9 protein-coding genes and 1 pseudogene are annotated in these 24188 nt (G+C 71.7%); 7 read left to right on the top strand and 3 right to left on the bottom strand.

Translation table 11 applies throughout. From position 1 onward, the window contains the following. Positions 1–70 precede the first annotated feature (70 nt). On the top strand, positions 71–1024 hold the full coding sequence (locus SCATT_RS34085; protein ID WP_014150778.1) for a LysR family transcriptional regulator: 954 nt from the start codon (positions 71–73) through the stop codon (positions 1022–1024). A gap of 8 nt (positions 1025–1032) precedes the next feature. Here SCATT_RS34085 and SCATT_RS34090 read toward each other — a convergent pair whose 3' ends face one another. Then, positions 1033–1881, bottom strand: coding sequence for an NmrA family NAD(P)-binding protein (locus SCATT_RS34090; RefSeq protein ID WP_014150777.1), 849 nt, complete (start codon positions 1879–1881; stop codon positions 1033–1035). Next, the gene (locus SCATT_RS34095) at positions 1878–2306 is read right to left on the bottom strand and encodes a nuclear transport factor 2 family protein (RefSeq protein ID WP_014150776.1); all 429 of its coding nucleotides are present in this window, start codon (positions 2304–2306) and stop codon (positions 1878–1880) included. The genes SCATT_RS34090 and SCATT_RS34095 overlap by 4 nt, the downstream gene beginning before the upstream one ends. Before the next feature lie 186 nt (positions 2307–2492). Between SCATT_RS34095 and SCATT_RS34100 the strand changes: the two genes are divergently transcribed. Beyond that, positions 2493–3413, top strand: a complete 921-nt coding sequence (locus SCATT_RS34100) for an alpha/beta hydrolase family protein (protein WP_014150775.1) — start codon at positions 2493–2495, stop codon at positions 3411–3413. 46 nt (positions 3414–3459) lie between these two features. Here SCATT_RS34100 and SCATT_RS34105 read toward each other — a convergent pair whose 3' ends face one another. Then, on the bottom strand, positions 3460–3930 hold the full coding sequence (locus SCATT_RS34105) for a cupin domain-containing protein (RefSeq protein ID WP_014627071.1): 471 nt from the start codon (positions 3928–3930) through the stop codon (positions 3460–3462). Positions 3931–4010: 80 nt separating this feature from the next. On the opposite strand from SCATT_RS34105, the gene SCATT_RS34110 reads away from it, so the two are divergent. From SCATT_RS34110 to SCATT_RS34130, 5 genes and pseudogenes are all read left to right on the top strand, one after another. Next, the gene (locus tag SCATT_RS34110; RefSeq protein WP_014150773.1) at positions 4011–4877 is read left to right on the top strand and encodes a LysR family transcriptional regulator; all 867 of its coding nucleotides are present in this window, start codon (positions 4011–4013) and stop codon (positions 4875–4877) included. Between the two features lie 9 nt (positions 4878–4886). Further along, entirely contained in the window at positions 4887–5456 is a 570-nt protein-coding gene (locus SCATT_RS34115) for a GNAT family N-acetyltransferase (RefSeq protein WP_014150772.1), read from the top strand. 364 nt (positions 5457–5820) lie between these two features. Further along, on the top strand, positions 5821–7824 hold the full coding sequence (locus tag SCATT_RS34120) for a helix-turn-helix transcriptional regulator (RefSeq protein WP_014150771.1): 2004 nt from the start codon (positions 5821–5823) through the stop codon (positions 7822–7824). A gap of 263 nt (positions 7825–8087) precedes the next feature. Next, positions 8088–14201, top strand: a pseudogene (locus SCATT_RS34125) (type I polyketide synthase); the annotation flags it as partial. Between the two features lie 68 nt (positions 14202–14269). Further along, positions 14270–24175 (top strand): type I polyketide synthase, encoded by a 9906-nt coding sequence (locus tag SCATT_RS34130; protein WP_014150769.1) that lies wholly within the window; start codon positions 14270–14272, stop codon positions 24173–24175. The last annotated feature ends 13 nt before the right edge of the window (positions 24176–24188 follow it).

Consider the following 24188-nt stretch of genomic DNA (forward strand, 5'->3'; position numbering starts at 1 on the left):
GGACGGCGAGATCAAACAACCGACCAGCCATGAAAGCACAACCGTCGGTTGTGCCATTACGCTGGCCGGCGTGGATCTCGACGCTGTGCGCACCTTCGTGGCCGCCGCGGACGCGGGGCGGTTCCAGGACGCCGCCGCCGGGCTGTCGATCACCCAGCAGGCGGTCTCCAAACGCATCGCCACGCTGGAGAAGACGCTCGGCGTGCGGCTGTTCACCCGTACCGCGCGCGGCGCGAAACTCACCATCGACGGACAGGCGTTCCTGCCCCACGCCCGTGATCTGCTGCGGGCCGAGGAGCGGGCGGCTGCCTCCGTCCGTCCTGGCAGCCGCCCGTTGCGGGTGGACGTGATCGGGCGCCGCCTCGCCCCGGCCACCCTGCTGAGTGACTTCCGGCGCGCCCATCCCGGCACCGAACTCGACGTGGTGACCCTCTTCGACGCCGACGCGGCCGTCGACGCCATCCGGTCCGGTGTGATCGACGCCTCCTTCCGTGCCGTCACCATGCCCGGCCGTGCGCTCCCCGACGACATCGAGGCGGTACGGGTCTACGGCGAGCCGATCCAGCTCCTCACCGGCCCGGCCCACGAACTCGCCGCCGCCCACGCGGTCACCCCCGCCGGGCTCGTCGGACACCGGATCTGGATGCCCGGCCTCGTCCCCGGCACGGAATGGGGCGCCTACTACGACGCCCTCGCCGCCGCGTTCGGGCTCACCATCGAGATCACCGGCCCCGACTTCGGCACCGAACCCGTGCTGGAGACCGTCGCCGGCTCCCCGGAACTGGCCACCTTCGTCGGCGAGCGGACGCATCTGGTGTGGCCCACCGACCACGGCCTGCGACGGATCACCGTGCGGGACCCCACACCGGTCTACCCCCACTCGCTGGTATGGCACCGCGACAACCCGCACCCGGTACTCGCCGCGCTCCGCGACCACCTCCGCTCCGCCCGCACCGACCACGACGACACCGGCACCTGGGCACCGGCCTGGGCGTGGTCGGCCGAACCACGGCGGGGGAGGTAGCGGGGACGTCAACTGCCGTGCCGCCTCAGGCTTTCCAGCAGGGCACGGAAGGTGCGCGCGGGACGGCCGGTGAGGCGCTGGACGGTGTCGGTGACGCGGTCCTCCGACCCCTGCGCGATGGCACGGTCCAGGCCGGCCAGCATGGCGGCGAACTCCGCCGGTACGTGTGCCGTGAGGTGGTCGCGCATCTGCTCGTAGGTCAGCTGGTGGTGGACCACGGGCCGCCCGGTGACCTTGGTGACGGTCGCGGCGATGTCGTCGTGGCTGAGCGTTTCCGGCCCCGTCAGGACGAGGTCGGTGCCGGGTGCCGTGTCGTCGGTGAGGGCGTGGACGGCGACGGCCGCGATGTCGTCCGCGTCGACGAAGGCGACCCGGCCGTCCCCGGTGGCGGTGCGGATGACGCCTTCTCGGCGGATGCTGTCGGCGTGCGCGTGGGCGCCGGTGAAGTTCTGCATGAACCACGAGGGGCGCAGCACCGCCCACTGCTCGAACAGGCCGGGCAGCGCCTGGTGCACGGCGCCCACCGCAGGGCCGCCCGCGGGGATGGCCGAGGAACTCAGGAGCACCGCGCGGTGTACGCCCGCGGCGCGGGCCCGACGCAGGAACGGCAGCATGACCGTCGCCGGGTCGTAGTCGCCCACGGGCGGAACGAGGTAGACGCGGTCGACCCCGTCGAGGGCGGCGGCGTGAGTGGCGGGTTCGTACCAGTCGAAGGCGACCGGTTCGGCCCCGGCGACCGGGAGGGCGCGGCGGCTGCCGGCCTTGACGCGGTGGCCCGCCGCCGTCAGTTGGGCGGTGGTGCGGCTTCCGGTGGTGCCGGTGGCGCCGATGACCAGTGTGGTTCCGGTGGTGGTCATCGAAGGCTCCGGGTGAAGTCGGCGCCGGGTCGGGTGGCGACGGCGAGCGGGTTCCAGTAGTCGCGGTAGGACGTGATGCGTCCCCGCACGACGGTGACCACGGCGACGTAGGTCATGTCGAAGGGCTCGCCGGTCCGCACCAGGCGGCCGGTGCCGCGCATCTCCACCACGATCACCTCCGGATCGGTGGTGGTGTGGATTCGCACGGTGGGAAAGTCACGCAGGTCGATGTGGTCGGGGTAGTGGCGCATGTAGGCGGCGATGGCCTCCTTGCCCTCCAGTCGCTCCGGCCAGCCGTCGGGGGCGAACGGGAACTCCATCACGCCGTCCTCGGCCCACAGGCCGACCCAGCCGGCGATGTCTTTTTCCAGGAGCAACCGCAGGCTGCGGCGGTACAGATCCGCGGGGGACGGCGATGCGGACATGGATGACCTCCACGACAATCAAGGATCCGGACTTTCGGTCCGCTTTGACGATACGGACTGACGGTCCGGTTGGCAATCGGGGGTCCCGTGGGAGGTCGCCTGTTCGGTGTTGCGAAGCGGAACGTTGCTCCGTATTGTTCAAGCGGAACGACGCTCCGTTTTTGACCGTTCAACGGAAGGCACGCCATGTCCGACGTACCCACGGGTACCCCCACCACCGTCATATCCGCGAAGCCGGTCGTCCTGCCCGCCCCGGGCCGCGGCGAGGACCTCCAGGTCCGCGTCTCCGCCCCGGCCACCGGCGATCGACTTCCCGTCATCGTCTTCTCGCACGGCTTCGGCTGGTCCATGAACGGCTACGCGCCGCTCGCCGACTTCTGGGCCGCCGAGGGCTTCGTCGTCGTACAACCCACCCACCTCGACTCCCGCACGCTCGCCATCCCCGCCGACGACCCCCGTACCCCACGGATCTGGCGCATCCGTGTCGAGGACGTCACACGCGTGCTGGACGGACTCGACGTGCTGGAAGCCTCCGTGCCGGGCCTCGGCGGACGGGTCGACCACGACGCCGTCGCCGTGGCCGGCCACTCCTGGGGCGCCCAGACGGCGAGCACCCTGCTGGGCGCACGCGTCCTCGGCCCCGACGGCGTTCCCGGTGACGACATGTCCGACCCCCGCGTCAAGGCGGGCGTGCTCCTCGCCCTGCCCGGCCTCGGCGACGATCTCACCCCGTTCGCCGCCGAACACCTCCCCTTCATGAGGCCGTCCTTCGACCACATGACCACCCCGGCGCTCATCGTCGCCGGGGACCACGACGACTCCCCGCTGTCGACGCGCGGACCGGACTGGTTCACCGACCCCTACACCCACAGCCCGGCCGACAAGAGCCTGCTCACCCTCTTCGGCGCGGAACACTCACTCGGCGGCATCCCCGGATACGAGGTCGCCGAGACCACCGACGAGAACCCCGCCCGCGTCGCCCTCGTCCAACGCCTCACCTCCGCCTTCCTGCGCAGCGCCCTCCACCCCGGGGACACGGCCTGGAAGGCGGCGGTCACCGCGCTGGAGGAGACCCCCGACCCGCTGGGGACGCTGCGGCACAAGTAGGCGCGGCCCGGCCGGAACACACCACCACCCGGCGCGGCGCGCGCTCTCAGGAGAAGTCGGTGGCGGGTTCGGTGGCGTAACGGGTCATGGCGCGGATGTTCGCCTCGGGGGTGAGCGCCTGGCCCTCGGCGAACATGGTGCGCAGGTCGCGGAAGTACTGGACGTACAGGTCCGGGGTGAACGTGCTGAGCATGACGGCCGGTTGATCGGTGACGTTGGCGAAGGTGTGCGGGGCGCCGGGCGGGACCATGACGAGGGTGCCCGCGGGGGCGTCGTGGTCCTGGTCGCCGACGGTGAACCGGACGGTGCCGGAGATGATGTAGAAGCCCTCGTCGTGCTGGGCGTGACGGTGTTGCGGGGGCCCGGGGGTGTGCGGGGCGAGGACGGACTCGGCGATGCCGAGGCGGTGCCCGGTGTTGCCGCCGTCCTCCAGGATGCGCATGCGCGTGGTGCCCAGGAGGATGGTTTCGCCCTCCCCGGGGCCGACCACCGATACGGTCTTCGATGCGTCAGTCATGGTGTGATTCCACGGCCAGGGTGGCGCGTCCGTCCAAGACCTGTTCCGCGACGTCGATACCGCACGGGTATCGTCGCACCATGGAGCTGCGCACGCTGCGTTATTTCGTGGCGGTCGCCGAGGAGTCGCACTTCGGCCGGGCCGCCGTCCGGCTGCACATGAGCCAGCCGCCGCTGAGCCGGGCGATCAAGCAGCTGGAGACCGAGATCGGGGCCGCGTTGTTCGACCGGTCGTCCGCCGGCGTCACGCTGACCCCGGTGGGGGTCGTGCTGCTCGACGAGGCGCGTGCCCTGCTCGACCAGGCCGACCGGGTACGCGTCCGGGTGGCCGCCGCGGCCGGAACGGCGACCGTCACCGTCGGCGTCCTGGGGGACGGCGCCGACCCGGACGCGACACGGCTCGCCGCCGCCTTCCGCGCGCGGCACCCGGGCGTCGAGGTCACCGTCCGCGAGACCGGCCTGACCGACCCCACCTGCGGGCTGCACGCCGGAACGGTCGACGTCGCCCTGACCCGGGGGCCGTTCGACGAGACCGGTCTGAGCGTGCGCGAGTTGCGCGCCGACCCGGTGGGAGCCCTGCTGCGCGCCGGCGATCCGCTGGCCGCCCGCGCCACCCTGACCACGGCCGACCTGGCCGGCCGCCGCTGGTTCCGGTTCCCGGAGGGCACCGACCCGCTGTGGCGGTCGTACTGGAACGGCGGGGAACCCCGCGAGGGCCCGGTGGTGCGCACCGTCCAGGAATGCCGGCAGGCCGTGCTCTGGAACGGCACGGTCGGCATGACCCTGCTGGACGACGAACCGGTGGAAGGGCTCACCGTCGTGCCGTTGACCGACATGCCGCCGAGCCCCGCGGTGGTGGCGTGGAACACCGGTGACACCAACCCGCTGGTCCGCTCGTTCGTCCGGACCGCGGTCGCCGCCTACCGCGGCCGGTCCGGACGGCCGTAGGGTCCTGCCGTGACCAGTGCTGACGACGCGGCGTACACGTTCCGCACCGCCCGGGCCGAGGACACGGCGGGCATCGCGGACCTCGACGGATCCTTCACCACGAGCACCGTCTTCCGGGTGGCCGTCACCGACGACGGCTTCACGCTGCGGGAAACCTCCGTCCACCCGCCGCTGACCAAGGTCTTCCCCGACGACGAACCCGACGACGAACCCCACGGCGACGAGGAGGACACCGGCCGGCGGCACACCGTCGTCGCCGTCACCGCCGACGGCGAACTGGCCGGCTTCGCCGCCGTGTCCCACTCGCCGTGGAACCGCCGCCTGACCGTCGAAGACATCGAGGTCGCCCCCGCCCACCGGGGCCGCGGCGTCGGGCGCCAACTCATGTGCCACGCCGCCGAGTTCGCCCGCGAACGGGGCGCCACGCACATCTGGCTGGAAGTCACCAACGTCAACGCACCCGCGATCCACGCCTACCGGGCGATGGGCTTCTCCTTCTGCGGACTGGACACGACCCTGTACGAAGGCACCGCCTCCCAGGGCGAACAGGCCCTCTACATGAGCAGGCCCTGCCCCTGAGCCGGCACGGCGGCACGGTGATGCGTCGCGGAGCGCGGGCGAGGGCGCGTCCGCCGCCTCCGACCTCGTCGGACGCGTCCGCCCGCCCCGCGATCCCGGACCGAATGAACCGTGCTGTACAGGAGGGCAATTGCACTGCACCCGCGGGCAGCCCGGGGAAATTGATGGCGTCACTTCTTGAATGGATCTGCGGTCAACTGATTCAATCGGTACCAATCGCCCGTTCGTAGTGCTCCGTGTCTCGCCCCGGGGTCCGCGTCCCCTGTGGCGACGCTACTACCAGGGGACCTTGCATGGATTTAAAGAATGCGCCTGAGTTAACGCTTTCGTCGCCCGATCGTCTTCTCCCCGCACCGGGCCGACCGTGCCACTGACCATCAACAGTTGGCTGACCGCACGCAAGGCACTCACCTCGACGTTCAGCCACGTCCCCGAGGTCGCCTTCGTACAGGCCCTGCTCGACGCCACCGGCGGCGCCCCGCCCCTCGTGCTCGCGCTGGCCGAAGACATGGCCGCGAGCGGTGTGGCCCCCGAGAGCGCCAACGCCTCCGCCGTCGGAATCACCGGCGGACCCCAACTCGCCCGCGCCGTCGACCAGTTCGCCGACTCGCTCGACCCGGAACTCCTGCCCGCGGCGCTGCTGCTCAGCATCGCCGCCGGAACGGTCCCGTACGAGCACCTGGCCGGCCTCACCGGCATGCCGCAGGACGCGCTCGACCGCTGCGCACGCGTCCTCGCCGAGCGCGGACTCGTCGACGACGAGGCCCCGCCCACACGGTTCCGGCACGCCCCGGCCCGCCGCCGGCTCGCCGCCCGGCTGCTGGACCGCCTGGTCGAGCCCGCCCGCTGGCCCACCGTCCAGACCTGGCTGCTCAGCCTCTACGAAGGCCCCGACGGCAGCGCGCCGCACCCACCGGAACCCCACGTACTGGCCCGCCTGCGGGCCGCCGCGCGCCTCCGGCTGGACGCCCCCTCGCGGCTGCTCCTCGCCGAGCAGTTGTGCTGGGCGGGCCAGAGCGAAGCGGCGCTCTCCCTGCTCCGTGACCCGCTGCCCTCCGGCGCCGACGCCGCCACGTTCCACGGCCTGCGCACCCTGATCAGATGCTTCTTCCCAGGCCAGGACGGCGTACCCGCCGCGCCGACGGCCGGCACCTGGAACGGCATCGGCGACACACCCCCGTTGACGGTGGCGGCCGAGGCGCTGACCGCGGCGCTGGCCGGGATGCCCGCCTACGAGGTCGCGCCGCGCGCCGAACGAGTGCTCTCCGTCGTGGAGTTGGGGCCCGGTACGTTCCAGTGCGTACTGTCCGCGGTGTGGGCGCTGCTGTACGCGGACCGCCTGGAGAGCGCCGCGGCGTGGAGCCGCCGACTGGCCCAGCAGGCACGACGCGGCGGCGGATCGGCGTGGCAGTCGGTCTTCCTCACCATCCAGGCCACCGTGGAGCGGCAACTCGGCTCGCTCAAGGCGTCCGCCCGGCACAACGCGCTCGCGCTGGAACTGGCCGCCGAGGAGTTCTCCACCTCGCCGTGGCGACTGGTGATCGAGTGGAGCAGGCTGGTCGCCAGCCTGCTGCACGACACCGAGGTGGTCGACCGGGTCGCGGTCGAACCGCCGACCACCAGCGTGCTGTGGGTCTACCACCGCTACGCCCGCGGACGCGTCCACCTCGCCGACAAACGCCACGACGAGGCCCACGCGGACTTCATGGCCTGCGGGGACGCGCTGCGTTCCTGGAAGATGGACAACCCCACCGTGGTGCCCTGGCGATCCGGCGCGGCGCTGGCGCTGGCGGCCCTGGGCGACCGGCCCGCCGGGCTGGCGCTGGCCCTGGAGGAGGTCCGCCTCGCCCGTGCCTGCGCCGCGCCACGAGCGCTCGGCATCAGCCTGCGCAGCGCGGCGGCGCTGGCCGACCCCCCGTTCCGACTCGACCTGCTGCGCGAGTCGGCGCTGGTGCACGAGGCCGCGGGCGCCCGGCTGGAGCTGGCCTACACCCTGCGTGACGTGGGCGTGGAACACCTCCGCAGCGGCGAACAGCAGCAAGGCCGCGCCACGTTGACCACCGCCCTGCAACTCGCCGAACAGTGCGCCGACGCCGAACTGGGCACGCAGATCCGCGACCACCTCGCCGACGGCGCCCCCGGCGAGGGCACGTCCCACCGCACCGCCGCCACCGCGCTGACCGCCAGCCAGAAACGGGTGGCGCTGCTGGCCAGGGCCGGACGCAGCAACCGCGACATCGCCGGCGAACTCTTCCTCACCGTCAGCACGGTTGAGCAGCACCTCACCCAGATCTACCGCAAACTCGGGATCAGCCGCCGCATCGAACTGGCCCGGCTCCCCGCCGAGCTGCTGACCCCGCCCGGATAGGGGGCGCCCGGCCGATCTAAGGGTTGCCCGCCCCCACCCCGCTCGCAAAGAATCGAGGAAGGTAGAGCAAATGCTCGATTCGCCGGGTGGGTGAATTCCATGCCGCGCTCATCCGATGAAAGTCGCCGTGGCGTCGTCCGCCGCGTCCGCGATCTACCGTGGGAGAGCGAGTGGGTAATTCTCAGGACGAATTGGTCCGGGCGCTCAGGACCTCGTTGAAGGAAAACCAGCGGTTACGCCTGGAGAATGAACGGCTGACCACCGGTTCCCCGGAGCCGATCGCGATCGTGGGGATGGCCTGCCGTTACCCGGGCGGCATCGGCTCGCCCGCCGACCTGTGGCGGCTGGTGGCCGACGGCGGCGAGACCCTGTCGCCGTTCCCGGACAACCGCGACTGGCCCGAGGACCTCTACGACCCCGACCCCGACGCCCCCGGGCACACCTACGCGCGCGCCGGCCACTTCCTGCACGAGGCGGACCTCTTCGACGCCGACCTGTTCGGCATCTCGCCCCGCGAGGCGACCACGATGGACCCCCAGCAACGCGTCCTGCTCGAAACGGCATGGGAGACCTTCGAGCACGCCGGCATCGACCCCCACTCGCTGGCCGGCAGCGACACCGGCGTGTACGCGGGCATGATGTACCACCACTACGACAGCGCCGGAAACCTCAACCCGACCACGCTGGACGGCTCCATCGGCATCGGCGGCGCGGCCAGCGTGGCCTCCGGCCGCATCTCCTACCTGCTCGGCCTGGCCGGCCCCGCCGTCACCGTCGACACCGCCTGCTCCTCCTCGCTCGTGGCGGTCCACCTGGCCGCGCAGGCGCTCCGCAACGGCGAGTGCTCCCTGGCCCTGGCCGGTGGGGTGACGGTGATGACCTACCCGTCGATCCTCGTGGAGTTCGCCCGGCAGCGGGTGCTCTCGGCCGACGGCGTCTGCAAGTCCTTCTCCGACGACGCCGACGGCGCCGGTTGGGGTGAGGGTGTCGGCCTGTTGTTGTTGGAGCGGCTTTCCGATGCGGTGCGTCGTGGTCGTCGGGTGTTGGCGGTGGTGCGTGGGTCGGCGGTGAATCAGGATGGTGCGTCGAACGGGCTGACGGCGCCGAACGGTCCGTCGCAGCAGCGGGTGATTCGTCAGGCGTTGGCGCGGGGTGGGCTGTCGTCGGCGGATGTGGATGTGGTGGAGGGGCACGGGACGGGGACGCGGCTGGGTGATCCGATCGAGGCGCAGGCGTTGCTGGCTACGTATGGGCGGGACCGCGCGGCGGATCGGCCGTTGTTGTTGGGGTCGGTGAAGTCGAACATCGGTCATGCGCAGGCGGCGGCGGGTGTGGCTGGTGTGATCAAGATGGTGATGGCGATGGGGGCGGGTGTGGTGCCGCCGTCGTTGCATGTGGGTGCGCCGTCGTCGCAGGTGGATTGGTCGTCGGGTGCGGTGGAGTTGGTGACGGAGGCGCGGCCGTGGCCGGAGGTGGGGCATGCGCGTCGGGCGGCGGTGTCGTCGTTCGGTATTTCGGGGACGAATGCGCATGTGATTGTGGAGGGGGCGCCGCCGGTTGCGGCGCCCTCCGGTACGGCGTCCGTGGTGTTGCCGGTGGTGCCGTGGGTGGTGTCGGGTGATTCGCCGGCCGCGTTGAAGCAGCAGATCGAACGGCTTGATCAGGTTCCGGAGAACGTGTCTCGGCTGGATGTGGGGTTTTCGCTGGCGGCGGGTCGGGCGGCGTTGCGGTGCCGTGCGGTGTCGTTCGGCGGAGGTTTCCAGGTCGACGGGGAAGCGCCGGTGGTGCGGCGTTTGGGGGTGGTGTTCACCGGTCAGGGGTCGCAGCGTGTGGGCGCTGGGCGGGAGTTGTACGACACGTTCCCGGTGTTCGCGGCAGCGGTGGATGAGGTGGCCGATGAACTGGACCGGCATCTGGGGTTCGATCATCCGCTGAAGGAGGTGATGTTCGGCGGGCGGACTGGCCTGGATGACACAGGCTATGCGCAGGCGGCGTTGTTCACGTTGGAAGTGGCGTTGTGGGAGTTGGTCACGTCGTGGGGTGTGTCGGCGGATGTGGTGGGTGGCCATTCCGTTGGTGAGTTGACGGCGGCGTATGTGGCGGGTGTGTGGTCGTTGGCGGATGCGTGCCGGGTGGTGGCGGCGCGGGCGCGGTTGATGCAGGGGTTGCCGTCGGGTGGGGCGATGGCGGCGGTCGGGCTCGCCGCTGACGAGGTGCGGGGGATCGAGGTGGCGGCGGTCAACGGGCCGTCGTCCACGGTCGTTTCCGGCACCGAAGCCGAGATCGAGGCGTTCCTCGCCGGGCTCGACAGCACCGTCAAGACCAAACGGCTCCGCGTCAGCCACGCCTTCCACTCACGCCTGATGGAACCGATGCTGGCCCCGTTCGCCGAGGCACTGCGTGAGGTGGAATTCCGCCAACCGATGCTGCCGGGCGTGTCCAACGTGACCGGTGAGGCCGTGGACGGCGAGTGGACCGATCCCGACTACTGGGTCCGTCACGTACGTTCTGCCGTGCTCTTCCACCACGACACATCGGCGATGCGGGCCGACGGCGTGCTGGAACTGGGTCCGGACGCCGTCCTCAGCGCCCTGTTCGGCGAAACCCCGGCCGCCACGGCGTTGCGGCGGGACCGTCCTGAGGTGGCGACGCTCCTCAGCGCCGTGGGCACGGTATGGCGATGGGGTCGTGATGTGTCCTGGGCGTCGATGTTCGACAGCACCGGAGCACGCATGGTGGAGTTGCCCACGTACGCGTTCCAGCGCCGTCGTTACTGGCCGGCCGCGGTGTACGGATCGAGCGTGGCTGCGGCCGGAGTCGAGGGGGCCGGCCACCCGTTGCTCGCCGCGGCCGTGGAGGTTCCGACGTCGGGGGCGTTGGTGCTGACCGGACGGATGACGGTGGCCGATCAGCCGTGGCTGGCGGAGCACCGGGTCTTCGGCAGGGTGATCCTGCCGGGGACGGCGTTGGTGGAGTTGTGTGTCGCCGCCGGGGACCGGGTGGGGTGTCCGGTGCTGGACGAACTGGTGATCCACGATGCCGTCCCGTTGCCGGCCACCGTGCGGATCGTGGTGGATCCGGCGGGGGCGGAGGGGACGCGTACGGTCACCGTTCTCACCCGCGACGGGGAACGGTGGACGACCCACGCCACCGGAACCATCGCGCCGGAGTGTGCGGAACCGGTCGCCGAGAAGGCACCGCCCCCGAGTTGGCCCCCCGCCGGCGCCGAAGGGCTCGACGTGTCCGACGCGTACGGCCGTCTGGCCGCCGCGGGGCTCGACTACGGGCCGGCTTTCCAGGGGTTGACCGCCGTCTGGGCCGGTGGTGGGACGGGTGAGGTGTACGCGGAGGCGCGGTTGGACGACGTGGCGTGTGACGGCTATGGCATCCATCCCGCGCTGTTCGACGCGGTGTTGCACGCCGCCGCTCTGCGGAGCGTCAGCGAGGCGGATGGCGAGGTCGTCGTTCCGTTCAGCTGGAAGCGGGTCCGTCTGCACGCGGTGGGCGCCACCGCCGTACGGGCGACGCTCACGCCCACCAGCGGGGCGGGCGGGCACAGTTGGCGGCTGCTGGTCACCGATCCGGGGGGGGAACCCGTTCTCACGGCGGACGAGTTGGCGGGCCGCCCGTTCACCGCGCCCGTCCCGGCCGCCGCCGGGGGAGGGGACGACCTGTACCGCGTCGACTGGGTTCCGGTCGAGGTGCCGGCCGCCGGCGCCGGGGCCGGGGTCGAGGTGGTGCGGGTGGCTGCCGCCGAGGGGTACGGGCCCGAGGTGGTGCATCGGGTCTGCCACGCGTTGCTCGCCGAGCTTCAACGGCACCTCGGCACACCGGGCCCGGACGACTCCGCGTTGGTGGTGCTCGGCCGGAACGCTGTGGGCGCCTACCCGCAAGACGTGGTGGATCCGGCCGCGGCAGCCGCGTGGGCCCTGGGGGCCAGCGCCCAGACGGAGACGCCCCGGCGGATCGTCCTGGTCGACGTGGGCCCCGGGGTCGCCGTGGACGACGGGCTGTTGGAGGCGCTGGCCGCCACCGGTGAGCCGCAGCTCGCGGTGCGTGCGTACGGTGTCTTCGCGCCGCGGCTGGCGCGTATGGACGACCACACGGACCTGCCCATCGCCCCCGCCGCGCTGGCCGGTCCCGTCCGTGTCGGCATGCGCGGCGCCGGCAGCCTGGACGACCTGGCCTGGCTGCCCGCACCGGAATCCGACGGTGACCTGGGGCCCGACGAGATCCGCGTCGCCGTCCGCGCGGCCGGCCTCAACTTCCGTGACGTCATGACCGGCCTCGGTCTCGTCCCGGGTGACGTCGGACGGCTCGGCGGCGAGGCCGCGGGCACCGTGCTGGACGTCGGCTCCGCCGTGACCGACCTCGCCCCCGGCGACCGGGTGATGGGTATGACCCAGGGGGCGTTCGGCCCGGTGCTCGTCGCCGACCGGCGCACCTGGGTACGGATGCCCGCGGGTCTGTCGTATCCGCAGGCCGCGGCGGCGCCCATCGTGTGCCTGACGGCCTACCACGGGCTCGTCGAACTCGCTCGTGTGAAGCCCGGACAGAAGGTCCTGGTGCACGCCGCCGCCGGTGGGGTCGGCATGGCCGCCACCCAGCTCGCCCGGCACCTGGGCGCGGAGGTGTACGGCACCGCGCACCCGACGAAGTGGCCGGTGCTGCGTGAGGCCGGCTTCGAGGACGACCACCTCGCCGGATCGCGTGACCTGGACTTCGCGGAGATGTTCCCGGACGACTTCGACGTCGTACTCAACTCGCTGACCGGGGAGTTCGTCGACGCCTCGCTGAGACTGCTGCGTCCCGGCGGAACGTTCCTCGAAATCGGCAAGACGGACATCCGTGCCCCCGAGCAGGTCGCCGCCGTCCGCGACGACATCGACTACCGGGCGTTCGACCTGCTGGACCAGCCGCCGGAACGGATCGGCGACCTGTTGGCATCGGTGCGCGCGTTGATCGCGGAGGGATATCTGCCTCCGCTGCCGGTGACGACGTTCGACGTACGACAGGCACCCGAGGCGTTCCGCCACGTGAGCCAGGGGCGGCACACCGGCAAGATCGTGCTGACCGTCGATCCACCGGCCGACCCGGACGGCACCGTTCTCATCACCGGCGGAACGGGCGACCTGGGCGGCCTGCTCGCCCGGCACCTGGCCGAATCCGGATACCGCAGGCTGCTGTTGGTGTCACGGCGCGGACCGCGAGCACCGGGCGCCGCCGAACTGCGCGAGGCGTTGGCGGCGGCCGGGGCCACCGCCGAGATCGAGGCGTGCGACGTCTCCGACCGCGACGCGGTGGCCGCTCTGCTCGCCGGACGGCGCATCACCGGCATCGTGCACACCTCGGGCCTGCTCGACGACGGGCTGATCGGCGCGCTCACGCCGCAACGGATCGACCGGGTGCTGTGCGCCAAGGTGGACGCGGTGGCACATCTCGACGAGTTCTCGCGTGACCTGGACCTCGGCCTGTTCGCGGTGTTCTCCTCCGCCAGCGGTGTGCTCGGCGGACCCGGCCAGGGCAACTACGCCGCGGCCAACGCCGCGATGGACGCGATCGTACGGCGCCGCCGTGCCGCCGGGCTGCCCGGGATGTCGCTGGCCTGGGGGCTCTGGGACCGGCCCGGTGGTATGGCCGGCGGGCTCACGGCGGCCGACCTCGCACGGATGGCCCGCCGGGGCGCCGCGGCGATCGACGGCCCCACCGGCATGGCGCTGTGGGACACCGCCCTCACCCACAACAGGCCCCTCATGCTGCCCGTACGATTCGACCTCACGCGCGCCGAGAACCTACCGCGGCTCTTCTCCGGCCTGGCCCCCGGCACCACCACCCGCCGCCGCGCCGAGCGGACACCGGTGGGCCGTGAAGACCTGCGGGCCCGGCTGCGCACCGTGCCTTCCGCCGACCGTCCCCGATACGTCACACGCGTCGTCACCGACCACGCGGCCCGCGTCCTCGGCCATACCGACGGTACCGACCTGGACGCCCGACGTCCCTTCACCGACCTCGGCTTCGACTCGCTGACCTCCGTCGAACTGCGCAACCTGCTCTCGCGCACCACCGGGCTGCCCCTGCCCGCCACCCTGACCTTCGACCACCCGACCCCCGCCGCGGTCGCGGACCACCTGTACGGTCTGCTGACGGCCGACGAGGACGGACGGCGGAACGTCGCCGACACGCTCGCCGGCCTGGAGACCATGCTGGCCGAAGCCGACCTGGCCGAGACCGACCACGGCGAGATCGAGTCCGCCCTGCGGCGCCTGTTGTACCGCTGGACCGAGCGGCGCCCTGGTGGCGCCTCCGCCGACGACGTGAACGACGCCTCGGCGGGCGAGTTGCTGGCACTGCTCGACAAGGAACTCGGCAGCGCCTGAAACCCTGCCCCTCACACTCCTCCAGTCCCGGATCACCACCACTCGTCCAGTCACGGAATCGAGGGCAAGTGTCGGACGACCAGAAGTACCTGGACTACCTCAAGCGCTCCACGATCGAGATCCGCGACCTGCGCCGCCGCCTGCACGAGGCCGAGACCAAGGACGGCGAGCCGATCGCGATCGTGGGGATGGCCTGCCGTTATCCGGGTGGTATGGGGTCGCCGGAGGAGTTGTGGCGTCTGGTGTCGGAGGGGCGGGACGGTGTGTCGGGGTTCCCGGTCGACCGGGGCTGGGACCTCGACGCGCTCTACGACCCCGACCCCGACACCCCCGGGCACGCCTACACCACGCAGGGCGGTTTTCTGCCGGGTGCCGGGGAGTTCGACGCGGAGTTGTTCGGTATCTCGCCGCGTGAGGCGTTGGCGATGGATCCGCAGCAGCGGTTGCTGGTGGAGACGGCGTGGGAGACGTTCGAGCGGGCCGGGCTCGATCCGTTGTCGTTGCGCGGCAGCCGCACCGGTGTCTTCGCGGGGATCACCAGCCAGAACTACGGCGTGCCGGGGGTCTTCGCCGCGGCCCCGGTCGAGGGCCACGTGATGACCGGTACCACGTTGAGCGTGGCCTCGGGGCGGTTGTCGTACGTGTTCGGGTTGGAGGGGCCGGCCGTGTCGGTGGACACGGCGTGTTCGTCGTCGTTGGTGGCGCTGCATCTGGCGGCGCAGGCGCTCCGCAACGGTGAGTGCTCGCTGGCGTTGGCGGGTGGGGTGACGGTGATGGCGACGCCGTTGATCTTCGTGGAGTTCGCGCGGCAGCGTGGTCTGTCGGTGGACGGGCGGTGCAAGTCGTTCTCGGACGCGGCCGATGGTGTGGGGTGGGGTGAGGGTGTCGGATTGCTGCTGTTGGAGCGGCTTTCCGATGCGGTGCGTCGTGGTCGTCGGGTGTTGGCGGTGGTGCGTGGGTCGGCGGTGAACCAGGATGGTGCGTCGAACGGGTTGACGGCGCCGAATGGTCCGTCGCAGCAGCGGGTGATTCGTCAGGCGTTGGCGCAGGGTGGGCTGTCGTCGGCGGATGTGGATGTGGTGGAGGGGCACGGGACGGGGACGCGGTTGGGTGATCCGATCGAGGCCCAGGCGTTGCTGGCTACCTATGGTCGTGATCGGCCCGGAGACCGGCCGTTGTTGTTGGGGTCGGTGAAGTCGAACATCGGTCATGCGCAGGCGGCGGCGGGTGTGGCTGGTGTGATCAAGATGGTGATGGCGATGGAGGCGGGTGTGGTGCCGCCGTCGTTGCATGTGGGTGCGCCGTCGTCCCAGGTGGACTGGTCGTCGGGCGCGGTGGAGTTGGTGACCGAGGCACGGCCGTGGCCGGATACCGGACGGCAGCGCCGCGCGGCGGTGTCGTCGTTCGGTATTTCGGGGACGAATGCGCATGTGATTGTGGAGGGGGCTCCGCCGGTTGCGGAATCGGTGGCACCGGCGTCTGTGGTGTTGCCGGTGGTCCCGTGGGTGGTGTCGGGTGATTCGCCGGCCGCGTTGAAGCAGCAGATCGAACGGCTTGATCAGGTCCCGGAGACCGTGTCTCGGCTGGATGTGGGGTTTTCGCTGGCGGCGGGTCGGGCGGCGTTGCGGTGCCGGGCGGTGTCGTTCGGCAGCGGTTTCCAGATCGACGCGGAAGCGCCGGTGGTGGGGCGGCTGGCGGTGGTGTTCACCGGACAGGGATCGCAACGCCCTGGCGTCGGGCGGGAGTTGTACGACACGTTCCCGGTGTTCGCGGCTGCGGTGAATGAGGTGTCCGGTGAACTGGACCGGCATCTCGGGTTCGATCATCCGCTGAACGAGGTGATGTTCGGCGAGGGGACTGGCCTGGATGGCACGGGCTATGCGCAGGCGGCGTTGTTCACGCTGGAAGTGGCGTTGTGGAAGCTGGTCACCTCGTGGGGCGTGTCGGCGGATGTGGTGGGTGGCCATTCCGTTGGTGAGCTGACGGCGGCCTATGTGGCAGGCGTGTGGTCGTTGGCGGACGCGTGCCGGGTGGTGGCGGCGCGGGCGCGGTTGATGCAGGGGTTGCCGTCGGGCGGGGCGATGGCGGCGGTCGCGCTCGCCGCTGACGAGGTGCGAGGGATCGAGGTCGCGGCGGTCAACGGGCCCTCGTCCACGGTTGTTTCCGGCACCGAAGCCGAGATCGAGGCGTTCCTCGCCGGGCTCGACAGCACCGTCAAGACCAAACGGCTGCGCGTCAGCCACGCCTTCCACTCACGCCTGATGGAACCGATGCTGGAACCGTTCGCCGAGGCACTGCGTGAGGTCGAGTTCCATCAGCCCACCCTCCCCGGCGTCTCCAACGTCACCGGCAGCCAGGTCAGCGACGAATGGACCGACCCCGACTACTGGGTCCGCCACGTGCGCTCCGCAGTGCTCTTCCACGACAACACCTCATCGCTGCGGGCCGACGGTGTCCTCGAACTCGGCCCGGACGCCGTCCTCAGCGCCCTGTTCGGCGAAACCCCGGCCGTCGCGGCATTGCGTCGGGACCGTCCCGAGACGGCCACACTTCTCAGCGCCGTCGCCACGGTGTGGCAATGGGGCCGCGATGTCACCTGGACATCGGTCTTCGATGGCACCGGAGCACACCACGTGGACCTGCCCACGTACGCGTTCCAACACCGCAACTACTGGTTGCCGTTCGCTTCCCGGACGACTGCCGATCTCGGCCATCCGATGGTGACGGCGCTGGCTGAAGTGCCGTCGACGGGTGTGAGCGTGTTCACGGCTCGTGCGGTGCCGGCCGAGCAGCCGTGGCTCGCGGAGCACCGGGTGATGGATGAGGCAATCCTGCCGGGTACCGCCATGGTGGAGTTGTGTGTCGCCGTGGGGGAGCGGGTGGGGTGCCCGGTGGTGGACGAGTTGGTGGTGCAGACGCCGATCCGCGTACCCGCCACGATGGAGATGGTGGTCGACCCGCCGGACGCCGATGGCCGCCGTGGCGTGGCGCTCCACACCCGCGACGGTGACGAGTGGACGACCCATGCCACCGGGGTTCTGAGCAGCGGCCCCGTTGACCCGCCGGTGCCGATGGACGCGTGGCCGCCCGCCGGTGCGGAGCCGTTGGCGCTCGATGACTTGTACCGGGATCTCGCCGAGCGGGGCCTGGACTACGGGCCGGCGTTCCAGGGGCTGACCGCTGCCTGGCGCCGTGATGGCATCACCTACGCCGAGGTCGAACTGCGGGGCCCCGTCGCGGACGGATACGGCATCCATCCCGCGCTGCTCGACGCCTGCCTGCACGCCGCGGCCACCGACACCGACGAGCCTCTGGTGCCGTTCGCGTGGAACGGCGTCGCCCTGCACGCCAGCGGGGCCACCCACGTGCGGGCCGTGCTCACCGCGACCGACACCAACGCGACCCGGCTCGCCGTCACCGACACCACCGGGGCCCCGGTGCTCTCGGTGGCCTCCCTGCGGGTGCGGCCGGCGCGCGCTTCCCGTTCCGGTGCCTTGTACGGCGTGGACTGGCAGCCGGCCACCGGCGCGACCACGGCGCTGCCGGAGGGCGTCGTGTACGAGGTGCCCCGTGACAACTCGCCGCTGAAGTCTACCAGTTGGACGCTCGACCGGATACGCGACACCGAAGGCCCGCTCGTCCTGGTCACCCGTGGTGCCGTGGCCACGGATCCCGCCGAGCCCGCCGATCCGGCCATGGCGGCCGTCTGGGGCCTGGTTCGCAGCGCGCAGGCCGAGGATCCGGGCCGCCTCGTCCTGGTCGACCTCGCGTCGGAAACGGCCCTGCCTTCGTCCTTGCCCGTCGGAGAGCCACAACTCGCCGTACGGGACGAAGTGTTGGTGCCACGCCTGGTGCGGTTGCCCGCCGCCGACTCCGCGTCGGCCGCCGTCACCGGGACCGTGTTGCTGACTGGCGGCACCGGCGGGCTCGGGCTGCTGTTCGCCGAACGGCTGCTGGCGGCCGGGGCCGAACGGGTCGTGCTCGCGTCCCGGCGGGGCCCGGACGCCGTCGGCGCCGCCGAGCAGGCCGGACGCCTGCCCGGGATCGAGGTAGTCGCCTGCGACGTCACCGACCGGGACGCGCTCGCCGAGGTGGTCGGCCGTTACGGCGTCACCGGTGTGGTGCACGCGGCGGGCGTGCTCGACGACGGTGTGATCGGGACGTTGACCCCTGAGCGGCTGGAGCGGGTTCTCGCGCCCAAGGTGGAGGCGCTGCGGCACCTGGACGCGTTGTGCCCCGACGCGGAACTGTTCGTGGCGTTCTCGTCGAGCGCCGGTGTCTTCGGCAACCCGGGCCAGGGCGGTTACGCGTCGGCCAACGCCGCCGTCGACGCGGTGATCCAGAGCCGCCGCGCCCGGGGCGCCGCCGGGGTCTCCCTGGCCTGGGGGCTGTGGGGAACGGGTATGGGAGGCTCAGCCGACCGGGAACGCGCCGCCCGTCTCGGGATGGCCGCGCTCACCGACGACGCCGGGCTCGCGTTGTGGGACGCCGCCCTCGGCCAGGACCGCGCCGTGGTGGTGCCGGCGGATCTGCGTACGCGGGCGTTGCCGCGCCTGCCGTTGTTCGCCGCGCTGCGCCGGGAGCCGGTGGCCGTGCGGCGGACCCCGGAGTCCGCCGGTGCGTGGCGGTTGCCCGGCAGCGGCCGTGAGCGGTATGCGTTGGACACCGTGCTCGACCACACCGCCCAGGTGCTCGGCCACGAGGACCGGACGCGGATCGACCCCGGGCGCCCGTTCACCCAGCTCGGTTTCGACTCGCTGGCCGCCGTCGAGTTGCGCAACCGGCTCGCCAGGACCACGGGACTGTCGCTGCCCGCCACGCTCACCTTCGACCACCCGTCCCCGGAGGCGATCGCCCGCTTCCTGCTCGCCGAGGCCACCGGCGCCGAAGAGCCCCGCGCCACGACACCAGTGGTCACCGGCACCACGGACGAGCCGATCGCGATCGTGGGGATGGCCTGCCGTTATCCGGGTGGTGTGGGGTCGCCGGAGGAGTTGTGGCGTCTGGTGTCGGAGGGGCGGGATGGTGTGTCGGGGTTCCCGGTCGACCGGGGCTGGGACCTCGACGCGCTGTACGACCCCGACCCGGACGCGTTCGGCCGTACGTACACCCGCGAAGGCGGTTTTCTGCCGGGTGCCGGGGAGTTCGACGCGGAGTTGTTCGGTATCTCGCCGCGTGAGGCGTTGGCGATGGATCCGCAGCAGCGGTTGCTGGTGGAGACGGCGTGGGAGACGTTCGAGCGGGCCGGGCTCGACCCCTTCTCGTTGCGCGGCAGCCGCACCGGTGTCTTCGCGGGGGTCATGTACCACGACTACGCGCCCTCGGCGGGGTCGGTCTCCGAGGAGGTCGAGGGCTACGTGGCCACCGGTGTCTCCGGCAGCGTGCTGTCCGGGCGGTTGTCGTACGTGTTCGGGTTGGAGGGGCCGGCCGTGTCGGTGGACACGGCGTGTTCGTCGTCGTTGGTGGCGCTGCATCTGGCGGCGCAGGCGCTCCGCAACGGTGAGTGCTCGCTGGCGTTGGCGGGTGGGGTGACGGTGATGGCGACGCCGTTGATCTTCGTGGAGTTCGCGCGGCAGCGTGGTCTGTCGGTGGACGGGCGGTGCAAGTCGTTCTCGGACGCGGCCGATGGTGTGGGGTGGGGTGAGGGTGTCGGATTGCTGCTGTTGGAGCGGCTTTCCGATGCGGAATGTCACGGGCATCGGGTGTTGGCGGTGGTGCGTGGGTCGGCGGTCAACCAGGATGGTGCGTCGAACGGGCTGACGGCGCCGAACGGTCCGTCGCAGCAGCGGGTGATTCGTCAGGCGTTGGCGCAGGGTGGGCTGTCGTCAGCGGATGTGGATGTGGTGGAGGGACACGGTACGGGCACGCGGCTGGGTGACCCGATCGAGGCCCAGGCACTACTGGCTACCTATGGGCGGGACCGTGCAGCGGACCGGCCGTTGTTGTTGGGGTCGGTGAAGTCGAACATCGGTCATGCGCAGGCGGCGGCGGGTGTGGCTGGTGTGATCAAGATGGTGATGGCGATGGAGGCGGGTGTGGTGCCGCCGTCGTTGCATGTGGGTGCGCCGTCGTCCCAGGTCGACTGGTCGTCGGGCGCGGTGGAGTTGGTGACCGAGGCACGGCCGTGGCCGGATACCGGACGGCAGCGCCGCGCGGCGGTGTCGTCGTTCGGTATCTCCGGCACCAACGCGCACGTGATTGTGGAGGCGGCACCACCGGCTGCGGCGCCAGCCGATACGGCGTCCGTGGTGTTGCCGGTGGTCCCGTGGGTGGTGTCGGGTGATTCGCCGGCCGCGTTGAAGCAGCAGATCGAACGGCTTGTCCAGGTGCCGGAGCAAGCGTCTCCGCTGGATGTGGGGTTTTCGCTGGCGGCGGGTCGGGCGGCGTTGCGGTGCCGTGCGGTGTCGTTCGGCAGCGGTTTCCAGATCGACGCGGAAGCGCCGGTGGTGGGGCGCCTGGCGGTGGTGTTCACCGGACAGGGATCGCAACGCCCTGGCGTCGGGCGGGAGTTGTACGACACGTTCCCGGTGTTCGCGGCAGCGGTGGATGAGGTGGCCGATGAACTGGACCGGCATCTGGGGTTCGCTCATCCGCTGAAGGAGGTGATGTTCGGCGGGCGGTCTGGCCTGGATGACACGGGTTATGCGCAGGCGGCGTTGTTCACGTTGGAAGTGGCGTTGTGGAAGCTGGTCACCTCATGGGGTGTGTCGGCGGATGTGGTGGGTGGCCATTCCGTCGGTGAGCTGACGGCGGCCTATGTGGCGGGCGTGTGGTCGTTGGCGGACGCGTGCCGGGTGGTGGCGGCGCGGGCGCGGTTGATGCAGGGGTTGCCGTCAGGTGGGGCGATGGCGGCGGTCGGGCTGCCGGCGGAGGACATCAAAGGCATCGAGGTTGCGGCGGTCAACGGGCCGTCGTCCACGGTCGTTTCCGGCACCGAAGCCGAGATCGAGGCGTTCCTCGCCGGGCTCGACAGCACCGTCAAGACCAAACGGCTGCGCGTCAGCCACGCCTTCCACTCACGCCTGATGGAACCGATGCTGGCCCCGTTCGCCGAGGCACTGCGTGAGGTCGAGTTCCATCAGCCCACCCTCCCCGGCGTCTCCAACGTCACCGGCGGCCAGGTCAGCGACGAATGGACCGACCCCGACTACTGGGTCCGCCACGTGCGCTCCGCAGTGCTCTTCCACGACAACACCTCATCGCTGCGGGCCGACGGTGTCCTCGAACTCGGCCCGGACGCCGTCCTCAGCGCCCTGTTCGGCGAAACCCCAGTCGTCGCGGGGCTGCGCCGGGACCGTTCCGAGACAGCCACACTCCTCAGCGCCGTCGCCACGGTGTGGCAATGGGGCCGTGATGTCACCTGGACATCGGTCTTCGACGGCACCGGAGCACACCACGTGGACCTGCCCACGTACGCGTTCCAGCACCGCCACTACTGGCTGACACCGGGGCGTCGTTCGGACGTGGCGGCGGCAGGGGTGGAGGGGGCCGCGCATCCGTTGCTCGGGGCGGCAGTGGAGGTTCCGACGTCGGGGGCGTTGGTGCTCACCGGGCGGATGACGGTGGCCGATCAGCCGTGGCTGGCGGAGCACCGGGTCTTCGGTCGGGTGATCCTGCCGGGGACGGCGTTGGTGGAGTTGTGTGTCGCCGCCGGGGACCGGGTGGGGTGCCCGGTGCTGGACGAACTCGTCATCCACGATGCCGTCCCGTTGCCGGCCACCGTGCGGATCGTGGTGGACCCGGCGGGGGCGGAGGGGACGCGTACGGTCACCGTTCTCACCCGGGACGGGGAACGGTGGACGACACACGCCACCGGAACGCTCGCCCCCGGCACGACCGGTTCCGTGGCGTCGGACGGGAGCGGCGCGTGGCCGCCGGACGGGGCCGAGCCGGTGCCGCTCGACGACTTCTATCCGGAACTCGCCGAGCGTGGGTTGGAGTACGGGGCCCTGTTCCAGGGTCTCACCGCGGCCTGGCGCCGTGACGGCATCACCTACACCGAGGTGGAACTGCGGGGCCCCGTCGCGGACGGATACGGCATCCATCCCGCCCTGCTCGACGCCTGCCTGCACGGCGCGGCCACGGCTACCGGCACCAGCGGCGAGGTGCTCGTCCCGTTCACCTGGCAGGGGGTACGCCTGCACGCGGTCGGTGCCACCACCGTACGGGTCACTCTCACACCCAATGGCGAGTCGGCAGAGGGCAGTTGGCGACTGAAGATCACCGACCCGGGCGGCGCGCCCGTCCTCACGGTCGACGCGCTGGTCCTGCGGCAGGCGCGCGCGCTTCGGCCGCCACGGGCCACCGACCATCTCTACGCGGTCGACTGGGTGCCGGTCGTGGCGGAAGCCGTCGCCACCGAGGGCGCCGCCGTGTGCCGGGTTCCACGGGCTGGTTCCCCACTGGAGGCGGCGACCTGGGCGCTGGCCAGGCTGCGGGAGGCCACCGGTCCGCTGATCGTGGTCACCACCGGCGCAGTGGCCGTCGAGGAGCCGGATCCGGCGATGGCCGCCGCCTGGGGCCTGGCCCGCAGCGCCCAGGCCGAGAACCCGGGGCGGATCACCCTCGTCGACCTCGCACCCGGGGCCGAACTGCCCGGTGCCCTGCCGGGCGGAGAACCCCAACTCGCCCTGCGGAACGGCCATTTCCTGGCACCACGTCTCGTCCGTGTCCCCACCGGGGAGACGCCGGACCGGCCGGCGGTGGGCGGCACCGTCCTCGTCACCGGCGGCACCGGCGGACTTGGCGCGCTCTTCGCGGAACACCTGCTGGACTGCGGGGCCGAGCGGGTGGTGCTCGCCTCGCGGCGCGGACCGGACGCCCCCGGCGCCGGCGAGTTGACCCGACGGCTCGCGGCGGTCGACATCGTGGCCTGCGACGTCACCGACTGCGACGCGCTCGCCGGGATCGTCGAACGGTACGGCGTCACCGGGGTGGTCCACGCGGCGGGCGTCCTGGACGACGGCACGCTGGACACACTCACCCCCGACCGCCTCGCTCGCGTGATGGCGCCGAAGGTCGAACCGCTGCGCCACCTCGACGAGTTGTGCCCCGACGCCGCGCCCTTCGTGGCGTTCTCCTCGGCGGCCGGGATCCTCGGCGCGCCGGGGCAGGGCAACTACGCGGCGGCGAACGCGGCCGTCGACGCGCTGATCGAGCGCCGCCGGGCGGCCGGGCGGGCCGGGATCTCGCTGGCCTGGGGGGTGTGGGACGACACCGGCGGCATGGGCGGCGGCGCCGGACGGGCCAGGCTGGCACGCCAGGGCATGGACGCGCTGACCTCGGCGGACGGACTCGCGTTGTGGGACGCGGCGTTGGGCCAGGACCGGGCGGTGGTGGTGCCCGTCGCGCTCGACCTGCGGAAGGTCGCCGGCGGCGGGCGGGTACCGGAGCTGCTGTCGGCGTTGGTTCCGGCGCCGGCGCGGCGGCGTACCGCGGCGGGCCCCGACGCCGCCACCGCAGGACGGCTGCGCGACCGGCTCGCCATGTCGCGTCCGGCCGAACGGGAGCAGGCGCTGCTGGACCTGGTGGCCGCGCAGACCGCCCAGGTGCTCGGCTACGGCGACCCCGGACAGGTCGACGTGACCCGGCCGTTCACCGAGGCGGGGTTCGACTCGCTGGCCGCCGTGGACCTGCGCAACCGGCTCACCCGGGCCACCGGGGTGGCGTTGCCGGCCACGCTCACCTTCGACCACGCCACCCCGCTCGCGGTCGCCCGTTTCCTCGGCACGCTGCTGGTGCCCGGCGAGGCGGAACTGGTGGAACGGGTGCTGGGGGAGCTGACTTCGGTCGGGGAGTTCCTCGGCGCGCCCGACCGGCACGACGACAGCCGGGCGCGGATCACCGAACGGCTCCGGGCGCTGCTGCGCGGCGTCGAGCGGGAGGCCGGCGGCGCGGCGGAGGTGACCGACCGGCTGCGCTCCTCCACCGACGACGAACTCTTCGAATTCCTCGACGACCAGCTCGGCATCTGACGAAACGAGTGGT

The organism is Streptantibioticus cattleyicolor NRRL 8057 = DSM 46488 (genome assembly GCF_000240165.1).
Classification (GTDB): Bacteria; Actinomycetota; Actinomycetes; order Streptomycetales; family Streptomycetaceae; genus Streptantibioticus; species Streptantibioticus cattleyicolor.

Excerpts from the sequence above, each read along its gene's own strand:
- SCATT_RS34095 (WP_014150776.1), bottom strand. The coding sequence starts at position 2,306 with ATGTCCGCATCGCCGTCCCCCGCGGATCTGTACCGCCGCAGCCTGCGG.
- SCATT_RS34090 (WP_014150777.1), bottom strand. The coding sequence starts at position 1,881 with ATGACCACCACCGGAACCACACTGGTCATCGGCGCCACCGGCACCACC.
- SCATT_RS34105 (WP_014627071.1), bottom strand. The coding sequence starts at position 3,930 with ATGACTGACGCATCGAAGACCGTATCGGTGGTCGGCCCCGGGGAGGGC.
- SCATT_RS34110 (WP_014150773.1), top strand. The coding sequence starts at position 4,011 with ATGGAGCTGCGCACGCTGCGTTATTTCGTGGCGGTCGCCGAGGAGTCG.
- SCATT_RS34100 (WP_014150775.1), top strand. The coding sequence starts at position 2,493 with ATGTCCGACGTACCCACGGGTACCCCCACCACCGTCATATCCGCGAAG.